Source organism: Acinetobacter sp. UBA6526, from assembly GCF_002434875.1.
Classification (GTDB): Bacteria; Pseudomonadota; Gammaproteobacteria; order Pseudomonadales; family Moraxellaceae; genus Acinetobacter; species Acinetobacter venetianus.
In genome coordinates, this window is sequence record NZ_DJLC01000215.1 from 1 (window position 1) to 9,284 (window position 9,284).

The 9,284-nt window shown below is 39.5% G+C and carries 10 protein-coding genes and 1 pseudogene; 1 reads left to right on the forward strand and 10 read right to left on the reverse strand.

What is annotated here, in order from left to right; translation table 11 throughout:
* From B4237_RS14635 to B4237_RS14665, 7 genes and pseudogenes are all read right to left on the reverse strand, one after another.
* Window positions 1-153: pseudogene (locus B4237_RS14635) on the reverse strand (aspartate aminotransferase family protein); the annotation flags it as partial.
* An 82-nt stretch (window positions 154-235) separates the two neighbouring features.
* A complete protein-coding gene (thiE, locus tag B4237_RS14640) occupies window positions 236-847 on the reverse strand; it encodes a thiamine phosphate synthase (protein ID WP_136458103.1) in 612 nt (203 codons plus the stop codon).
* Window positions 848-1,059: 212 nt separating this feature from the next.
* Entirely contained in the window at window positions 1,060-1,170 is a 111-nt protein-coding gene (locus B4237_RS14645) for a hypothetical protein (RefSeq protein ID WP_201786817.1), read from the reverse strand.
* Between the two features lie 117 nt (window positions 1,171-1,287).
* Window positions 1,288-2,403: an ABC transporter permease gene (locus B4237_RS14650; protein ID WP_286943737.1), complete on the reverse strand. Its 1,116-nt coding sequence runs from the start codon at window positions 2,401-2,403 to the stop codon at window positions 1,288-1,290.
* Between the two features lie 4 nt (window positions 2,404-2,407).
* Window positions 2,408-3,529, reverse strand: a complete 1,122-nt coding sequence (locus B4237_RS14655) for an ABC transporter permease (protein WP_286943739.1) — start codon at window positions 3,527-3,529, stop codon at window positions 2,408-2,410.
* Complete coding sequence (locus B4237_RS14660; protein ID WP_286943741.1) at window positions 3,526-5,301, reverse strand: ATP-binding cassette domain-containing protein; 1,776 nt, start codon at window positions 5,299-5,301, stop codon at window positions 3,526-3,528. The genes B4237_RS14655 and B4237_RS14660 overlap by 4 nt, the downstream gene beginning before the upstream one ends.
* Window positions 5,302-5,311: 10 nt before the next feature.
* Window positions 5,312-6,310, reverse strand: coding sequence for an HlyD family efflux transporter periplasmic adaptor subunit (locus B4237_RS14665; protein WP_278596611.1), 999 nt, complete (start codon window positions 6,308-6,310; stop codon window positions 5,312-5,314).
* A gap of 106 nt (window positions 6,311-6,416) precedes the next feature.
* On the opposite strand from B4237_RS14665, the gene B4237_RS14670 reads away from it, so the two are divergent.
* Window positions 6,417-7,049: a TetR/AcrR family transcriptional regulator gene (locus B4237_RS14670; protein WP_278596610.1), complete on the forward strand. Its 633-nt coding sequence runs from the start codon at window positions 6,417-6,419 to the stop codon at window positions 7,047-7,049.
* Between the two features lie 67 nt (window positions 7,050-7,116).
* Here the strand turns inward: B4237_RS14670 and B4237_RS14675 are convergent, their stop codons facing one another.
* The 3 genes from B4237_RS14675 to B4237_RS14685 are packed head-to-tail and all read right to left on the reverse strand — an operon-like array spanning window position 7,117 to window position 9,258.
* Window positions 7,117-7,797 (reverse strand): SDR family NAD(P)-dependent oxidoreductase, encoded by a 681-nt coding sequence (locus tag B4237_RS14675; RefSeq protein WP_286943744.1) that lies wholly within the window; start codon window positions 7,795-7,797, stop codon window positions 7,117-7,119.
* Between the two features lie 10 nt (window positions 7,798-7,807).
* The gene (locus B4237_RS14680; protein WP_278596608.1) at window positions 7,808-8,566 is read right to left on the reverse strand and encodes an SDR family NAD(P)-dependent oxidoreductase; all 759 of its coding nucleotides are present in this window, start codon (window positions 8,564-8,566) and stop codon (window positions 7,808-7,810) included.
* A 5-nt stretch (window positions 8,567-8,571) separates the two neighbouring features.
* Window positions 8,572-9,258 (reverse strand): glutathione S-transferase family protein, encoded by a 687-nt coding sequence (locus B4237_RS14685; RefSeq protein WP_278596607.1) that lies wholly within the window; start codon window positions 9,256-9,258, stop codon window positions 8,572-8,574.
* Between the last annotated feature and the right edge of the window lie 26 nt (window positions 9,259-9,284).

The following is a 9,284-nucleotide window of genomic DNA, read 5'->3' on the forward strand; positions in this document are numbered from 1 at the left end:
ATCAACATCCCATAAATATGCACCTTTTGCCTTTTCAATAAATACAGGCGTACCACCAACACCGTTAAATGCACGTACAGGTGAATTTACACCACCTGGAATATGTTTATTTGCTTGTTTAAATAGCTGTTCTTGCTTTGGAGATAAGCTCATAAAAGACTCAACCTAAAATCGAGGACGAGGAACGTTGCCGTTCCGAGAAACAATAAAAGTTCCGCAAAACGGATACATATAATTAGTCAAATAACGTTGCCCATGCAGTTACACGAGCAGGAATTTCGGCTGTTGATCGCCCTAATATATCACTAATTACCGCACAAAGGCTTGCACCAGCCTCAATCACCACTTGAGAATTTTCAACGGTCAAACCGCCAATCGCACAAATTGGTACAGCGAATTTTTGTTTAGCTTGTTTAATGACTTCGATGCCGACATTACCTGCTTCTGGTTTGGTTGAAGTGGCATAAACTGCACCAAAGGCCACATAAGTTGCACCATCAGCAATCGCCTTTTCAGCCAACTCCAGTGAGTTTAAGCAGGTACGACCAATAATCACACCTTTCGGTAAACGCGCAGCAGCATGACTTATTTCACCATCAGATTGTCCAAGATGTACACCTAAACCAAACTGTTCAGCCAGTGCCAAATCATCATTAATGACAAACGGGACTTGATGCTTTTCACAAAGTGCTTTGATCTGTTGCACTTCTAATGACTGATCTAGTTTTGCTATTTTTTTACGGCGATACTGTAAAATGGCAACCTGCCCAGTCGATAACGCAACATCTAATTTTTCTAATAATAATTGTATTGGATCATCATTGGTGATGAGATAAAGACCGCGCATAAATCACTCGATAAAGATATTTTCGAGTGATACTTTAGTCAATCTGTGTATTGGAATCTATACTCAATTTATCCAATGTTCAGAATATCGACACGATATTTTTAGCACTCAAGCTCACTGTCTTTTCGCACACATTTGTTAATGACACATTTAATATCTTACGCTTTTTAAAGCCGCCTACGATTTTTCAATGAGAAACTAACCATTATAAATCAGAGAAAAAACTCCCAAATGATATAGCCCAAACCAAAACCCAAAAAGGCATAGAGTGTAATAATAAAAAAAACAAAGCTCGCATTATTTTTCTTTCTTAAAAAGCTCACCTTCACACCTCAACACAAAACTAGCTTATGTTTATTGTGCCCATTTCAATATCCAACCAGTAGGTACAGAATCTGATTAAAAAGCTATAACAGACAGCCAATCATTTTTCAAAAGACCTAAGACAGACGATTTCTAAACAGCCATGCAGCTAAAGGCAGGGTGATTATCGCGAGTACAAACATCGGTACAAAATCCCACTTCACTTGTGAAAACGTTGCCCCCTCTAAATACACTCGCTGTACAAGATCAATTCCAAAACGCAGCGGGTTCGCATAAGTCGCAATCTCTAGCGCATGCGGCATATTCTGAACTGGTGTCAACAAACCAGATAACAGCATTAATGGCATGATAATAAAGAATGTAAATAACATTGCTTGTTGCATATTGAGAGAAATTGCTGAAATGGACAGTCCAACTCCAACAACAGCAATATTAAAAAACAATAAGCCAAAATAAAGCAGAGTTAAGGAGCCATTCATTGGAATTTGAAACCAAAATAAAATGATGCAAAGGATAATAGTCGATTGCATCAACCCAACAAGAATAGGCGGCAAAGCCTTACCGATCATGATATGAATCGGTGTATAAGGCGTTACTAATAGCTGGTCAAAAGTTCCTTGTTCTCTTTCTCGTGCTACCGAAAGTGAGGATAGCAATAATGTTTGCATCATACTTAATGCGGCAATTAACGATGGCATGATCCCCCATCGTGATTCTTGATTTGGGTTATACCAAGTTCGTACCTCTAAGTTGACTGATGCTTGCCCTAAGCGCTCCTGATTTACTTTTGAAACGACACTATTGATATAAGACCCTGCCATACCTGCCGTTGATGAATTTCGACCATCTAAAATCACCTGTATCGGAGAAACTTCGCCTTGAGTTAGTTTGTCTTCAAAATCTGAAGGAATACTAATGACGGCCAAAGCAGTACGATCATCGACCACAGTTTTGATCTGAGTAGCATTATTGAGCGTAGCCGTTCGATTAAAAAAACCTGAACCATCAAGATGAGATAATAATTGCTGTGAAACTTGTCCTTTGCTTTGATCTAAGACGGCATAATCCACATGATTGACATCATAACTTGCAGCATAGCCAAACAATAACGCCTGCATCAGCGCTGGCACAAATAAAATAATTCGATTTGCAGGATCACTAAAAATAGTGAGGAATTCTTTCTTCACTAAAACCAAGAGATAATTTAACCACACGACTATTTTTTCAATCATGTTATTACCTCAATCTCTTTTTTAATGATAAACACGATGCAAAGGTGAATAGCACAACATAGAGCATTAAAATTGCACATTCTTTCATCCATAAATGCCAATCATCGCCACCTAAAAACAACGTTTTGATCAAGGTCATAAAGTGCGTTGCAGGAATAATTTGACTAATGAGCTGTACTAAAAAAGGTAAATTTCGCGTATCAAATACAAATCCTGAGAGCATCATGGCAGGCATAAAACTTGCCAATAAAGCAATTTGGCTGGCTTGAAATTGGCTTTTAGAAGCGCCTGAAATCGTCAGTCCCATTAACAATGAAACCAATAAATATAAAAATGAAGCACTGATAATTGACGTCAATGAAGCTCGAATCGGCACATCAAAAATAAATGCCGCTGCCAATAAACACACGCCAATATCTATCATGCCAATCACGATATAAGGCGTTAATTTGGCAAGTACAATTTCTAGTGGTCGTACTGGTGTGACAAATAATGCCTCTAACGTTCCCCGATCTCTTTCTCTTGCGATTAATAAACCTGTTAAAAAAGCACCAATTAAAGTGAGGATCAGAACAATCAAGCCTGGAACTAAAAACCAAGTGCTATTTGCAGATTCATTAAACCAAATCCTTTGTTCAACACTGATCACTCCATTTGAAATCTGCATATTTTGACGATCAGACTGGATCGCTTGGGCTGTTGTAAGGGCACCAGAAATATAGCCTTGCAAAGCTGAAGCAATACTGGTCGATCGCCCATTAGTAATGATTTGAATGGTCGCAGCTTGATTTGTACTGGCTTGAGCAAAGTCAGCAGGAACATTTACAATCGCATCAATCTCAGCCCGTCCCATCGCTTGTTCAGCTTGGGCAAAACTTGTATAAGGTACTGCTGTTATATATCGCGTTCCATTCAAGCCTGAAATTAACTGATTACTCTGTGGCGTTACGTTCTGGACGACCACACCGACACGTCCGGTATTTAAATCGAAAGATAAGCCATAACCGAACAGTAAAATCAGGATAATCGGTAAAATCAGCCCTATGGCTAAACTACTTTTATCTCGTAATAATTGATGTGTTTCTTTTTTGATTAATGCCATCAAGCGAGCTACAGAGATACTCATTGTGTATGCTCCTGCTTACGAGAACGTGCTTGTTCCACAATAGACATAAATGCACGATTCATATCACTATGGCTCGTTTCACCTGCCATTTGCCGAACCTGTTTTGGTGAACCAAGTGCTAATAATTTTCCAGCATCTTGAATCGCTATTCGATCACAATATTCAGCCTCTTCCATAAAATGCGTTGTAATAATAATGGTAATCCCTTGATTGGCGAGCTCTCCTATGCTGTACCAAAAAGAACGCCTCGCCAAAGGATCAATCCCACTAGTGGGCTCATCTAAAAAGATAATCTCAGGCTGATGCAATAAAGCCGCAGCCATCGACAAACGCTGTTTAAATCCATTCGGTAAGTCACCACTTTTAGCATGTGGCTGTAATTGAAATTGATGCAGTGCTTTGTCTATTTGTTGGTTAAGCTTCTTTCCAGATAAACCATAAGCACCACCAAAAAATTTTAAATTATCAAGTACCGTTAAATTGCTATATAAAGCGAATTTCTGAGAGACATAACCAATTTTTGCTCTCGCCTGTGCGCGTGCTGTGCGCAAGTTCATTCCAGCAACTTCTAAAGTGCCACTACTTGCAGGCAATAAACCACACAGCATTCTAAAAGTTGTTGTCTTCCCTGCGCCATTTGGCCCTAACAACCCAAAAATTTCACCGCGTTGCACATCAAAGGATGTATTTGCAACTGCGGTAAAATCACCAAATTTTCGTACTAAGTCTTTGACGATAATTGCTGATTGCGGTGTTTCAGCTAACTGCTTTTGGGATTCAAGCAAAGCATTTTCATTGCTATTTTTAACTTCAATTTTTTGTTGTTGAGCTTGATGTAAAAAGCTCATAAATGCATCTTCTAACTCAGGTTTTCTAGGTGTAACCACTGCATTTGAAGGTAAATATTCTATTGGCAATTCAGGATATGTAGGTTGAGTAATAAAACGGACAACATCGCCTTTAGGAACGGCATCTACAATATATTTGTGATTATCTAATAACTGGGCTTGTAAGACCCTTGCTTTCATATGTTTTGGTGGTTCAACCTGCCAAGTTTGGCCTCTTACTTTTTCACTAAGCTCAGATGGCGTGCCTTGTTGTAAAATTTTACCTTCATACATCACATACACTTCTGAACAACGTTCTGCTTCATCCATATATGCCGTGCTAATGATGACACTTAAATTTTCTTCCAGAACCAATTGTTTGATAATGATCCATAAATCCCTTCTCGATAAAGGATCAACACCGACACTCGGCTCATCGAGTAAGAGCAGTTCTGGTGAGCGAACTAAGGTGCAAGCCAAACCTAATTTTTGCTTCATTCCACCTGAAAGTTTCCCTGCTGGACGTTCAGTAAAATGGGTTAAATCAGTAATTTCTAATAGGCGAGCAAATCGTTGTTTCCGCACAGCATGAGGTACGCCATGCAAATCTGCATACAAATCTAAATTTTCTTGAATACTTAAATCTTCATATAAACCAAACCGTTGTGGCATATAGCTGATTCGGTCTTGTACTGATTGAGGATCTTTAGCGACATCAATTCCAAGTACTTCCAAAGAACCTGAACTTGGCTGATACAAGCCTGCAACCAACCGCAAAAAAGTTGTTTTACCCGCACCATCGGGTCCAACCAATGCCGTAAGCTGTCCTGCTTTGACTGTAATATTTAAATCTTGGAGTGCATTTATGTCTTTCCCTTTTTTATTTTCAGACGGAAAGACTTGTGTTAAGTCACGCGCCACCACCACTTGAGACAAAGTATTCATCAGCGCTCACTCACTTGTCCTTGGCAATTTTAACGGTGACAGGCTGCCCCATTTTTAATTGATCATTTAGATCATTTACATAAACACGAACCTCATACACCAAGGTTGTTCGAATATCTTCTGTTTGCACTGTTTTAGGGGTAAATTCTGCAACAGATGAGATATAGCCAATTTTTCCGTGGATGGGTTGATCGGGCTTAGAATCACGAATGATTTGGGCAACTGATCCCATTTTAATCCAGTCTAAATCTTTTTCATTTGCATACACTCTCACCCACTTCGGATCAGTCAGCGCCAAGGTATACACTGCTTTCTGAGGGTTGGTCATATCTCCCACTTCTTGCAACCTAGCACGCACCACTGCATCTACTGGTGAGCGCAACTCACTTTGTGTAAGTTGGTATTTGATTAAATCTAAATTTGCTTGCGTTGCCTGATATTGCGCCTTAGTCGCAGCACGATCTTCAGCACGTGCCCCTTTTTCTAGTAATGCTAAATTCGCTTCACGCTCTTTCACTGAAGCTGCTGCTGTAGCTTGATTACTCTGTGCAAAATCTAGTTCTTGTTTGCTAATCGCTTGGCCAGAGGTACTTTTATTCAAAATCTGTAAGCGTTGATAATCTTTATTTGCTTTGTCTAGTAGAGCTTGGGCTGATACCAGCTGGGCTTTTGCCTGTGTAATTTGTTCAGGTCGAGTTCCTACTTCTTGCTCAATCATTGCCTGCTTTTGTACATTCAACTGCGCTTCCGCTTGCTGTTCTTGAATCTTCAAAGCATCTGTTTTTAATTCTACCAATACCTGCCCTTTTTTAACTTTATCCCCCTCTTGCACTGATAAAGACTGGATTCTTCCTGTTTGTTCAAAAGCGAGTGAAATCTGGCGAATATCGACATTTCCATAGAGTGTGAGTTCCTGTTCGGTCTTTTTATCTTTATTAAAGAACCAAAGCACAACTGCTAAGAGAACAATGATACTGACCACAGCAACAGCAATAACTTTCTTGTTCATGGAATCAGACCTTTTTTATTAAAGTTTAAATTCAATTTAAATTTAAACTATATCAATTTAAGGAAAAAAGATATACTTAAAATTAAAGTTTGATTCAGAGTAAAAAATGTCTAGAGCTAGGCGCAGTGATGGTGATATTACCAAATCAAAAATTCTTGAGGCAGCAGGTCAATTAATTGCCCAAAATGGTTTTGCTCAGACAACAAACAAAGAAATTGCCAAATTGGCAGAGGTCGATTTAGCTGCGATTAACTATCATTTTGCTGGTCGTGATGGTTTATATAGCGCTGTGTTGGCTGAAGCACATACACATTATCTCAACGAACAACAGTTATTGGCGCTCGTGGATAGCCCTCTCCCTCCGACACAAAAACTTGAAACATTTTTTGCAACGCTGGTGAGTAAGCTCGTTGAAAAAGATGTCTGGCATAGTAAAGTTTTTATTCGCGAATTATTTTCCCCTACATCTCATTTGCAAGCATTTATGCAAAGTGATGGTGCTAGAAAGTTTCAAGCCGTCCGAAAAATTATTAGTCAGGTTTCAGGGCTAGATGAAAATCACCCAGCGCTATTACCTTGTGTTCTGAGTGTCGTTGCACCATGTATGATGCTACTGATCGTCGGGAGTAATCTCCCTGCACCCATACAAGATATTTCAAAAATGAATGCTCAACAATTGGTTAAACATCTGATGACATTTTCCTTAGCTGGTTTAGAAGCAATTAAACAACAGCAGTAAAATTAAACCCATCTAAAGAAAACCAAGTGATTTAAAGCTTTAAATAGTTTAGGGATAACATAAGATGCTATATGCCTAAACTTAACTCCTGACTCCACGTTGAATTCGGTTGCTGATGCAAATGCAAACAAGCTTTTTTAACCGAATTCACGAAATCTTCGCGATGACCTTGCCATTGCGCTAACATGCAATAACACACATGAATTCCCTTGGGATGAAACTCTCTTGCTAATGACTGAGAAAGTGCTCGAATCGCAGCAAATGAACTCTGGCTGAGAGGATCATAATATGCCGAAGTCTGGGGCTGTGAACCTAGAAAAATCATAGTTCCGCGTAGTTGCATCAACATTTCACGCATTACACCTTGAGATAAACTGACAGCACTCAAGCCATTATTGTTCCATTCATGCTCAGCTTCTTGAGATAACAAAATATCCATTTCACGAGCATGACTAAAGTAGGCTTGGAAAATACACAATTCAATTTGATGCTTTGAATTTGTGATATGCGAAAGTAGTTTCTTTAATGCATGCTGATCAATCAAATTTATGCGGACTACGGTCAATTGATTGTGCAATTTTTCAATATGAATTTTTTCTTGATTTAAATCATTCACAACGTGATAAACATGCAAAGCATCGATCAGATTGGTCTCAGCGAAACTTTGGCTGAGCTGTTGAATGTCACTGCCAACAACTAGCATACAACCTGTCGCTTTCTTGCCCCATCGAAACAGTTTATTACTCATGATGATCACCCTAAAATTTTTCTTGATGTGGCCTAAGATCTAACTCATGCGTCCATAGATCAGCCGTCTGTTGATAGAGCATCCAATAGTTTTCAGCAATTGCATCAATATTCAAACCACCAGTCCCACGCGTCATTCGAGCCAAACGACCTAAACCGAACAGTGCTTTATTGACCCGATCCCCATCCACCATGCCATCAATCACAACATGAGCAATATGAATATTTTGAGCTTTATACTGCTGAGCAAGGTTCAAAGCATAAGCTCTCAAAGCAGATTTACCCATAGTAAAAGCAGCAAAAAATGGCTTACCACGCAACGAGGCACTTGCACCCGTAAAGATTAATGTACCCGCTTGTTGTTGCTGAAAAATTTTTAAACTACTCTGCGAAACCCAAAATGCTGATAAAAAAGTTGAATGCCACATTTTGCTAAAAAACGTCAATGAAGACTGCAAGAAAATCGAAGGGACATTTCCCCCCACATTATGAATCACTGCGACCAACTGCTCTTGGCTAAGCGAAATCGATTGAAACAATTGTTGTACCTGTATTGGATCTTCAGCATCTAAACAGTAAGCCACGGCATCACCATGATTGTTTTTGATCTCGGTTGCTATCTGCTCTGCTTTCTCCAGTGTGCGCCCCACAACATAGACTTTTAAACCTTCTTGAGCAAAACGGCGGCTCACTGCAGCTCCAATACCTTGCGATGCACCTACACCAACCACCACAACACATTGCTGTTTTTCTGAAAGGGAAATGGTCATAGCGATTACTCACCTTGCTTGTCATACCAAGCTTTAATTGCAGGTCGGCTTAATATTTCTTTACCAAACTGACGACTCGTGCGAATCACTTCACCTAACTGTGAGACCACAGCAATATCTGCGATTGTTTGACTATCCCCAACTAACCAACCTGTCGCTGAAAGCACCTGTTCGATTCGATCTAAGTGTCGTCTAAATTCTGCATGAACATCTTCAGCTTTCATTCGACCAGTGCCCTGAAAAAACAATTGAGTTTTGAGTTCAGCTAAAATAAAGCCTTTAACCATCACTCGTTCATAAGCTGGACGATCTTCACTACTGATCCGAATAGCTTCCGCTAGTGCCTCTGAATCATTGACACGTAAATAAACTTCATAAAAATACAAAGATTCATCAGCCCAATCTTCCCATAATTCAACCAATGCTCTTTGCATCGGATCTTTGGGATAAAGTAAAGCTTGGTCGGGAAAAGCCTCATCTAAGTAGCGCGCAATCCGAGTACTATCTTGGATGCGTTGCTGATGAATATCTACCACAGGAACTTTGCCAACCTTACTCAGCAATGGAACTTTTGCCCCTAAAATTCCATTGTAGTTTATGGTCTCAAAATCAATTCCTTTGAAGCGAAGCATTCTCGCTGCTTTTTGGCAAAACGGCGAAATTTCCCATTGATGCAGAACAACTGAACTCATTTCTTGTTTCTCTTTTATATCTATTT